The sequence below is a fragment of the Curtobacterium sp. MCBA15_005 genome (assembly GCF_001864855.1).
In the GTDB taxonomy this organism is placed as follows: Bacteria; Actinomycetota; Actinomycetes; order Actinomycetales; family Microbacteriaceae; genus Curtobacterium; species Curtobacterium flaccumfaciens.
The window spans coordinates 4718-4966 of record NZ_MJGL01000047.1; the positions used below are offsets into that span (position 1 = coordinate 4718).

Annotated in this window: 1 pseudogene; it reads right to left on the reverse strand. The window is 67.5% G+C overall.

Features of this window, described 5'->3' with window-relative positions:
- A pseudogene (locus BIU89_RS13590) lies at positions 1 to 249 on the reverse strand (ABC transporter ATP-binding protein); the annotation flags it as partial.

Consider the following 249-nt stretch of genomic DNA (forward strand, 5'->3'; position numbering starts at 1 on the left):
CGATGCCGACGACCTCGCCGGCGCGGACGTTGAGGTTGGCCTGGTGGATGATCTCGCGCGACGAGTCGAGCTGGTGGTGGACGGTCCAGTCCTCGATCCGCAGCAGTTCCTCGCCGATGACGGGGTTCTCGCGCTCGGGGTACCGGTTCGACAGGTCACGGCCGACCATCCCGCGGATGATCCGGTCCTCGGACACGTCGTCGGCCCGCATGTCGAGCGTCTCGATGGTCTTGCCGTCGCGGATGATCG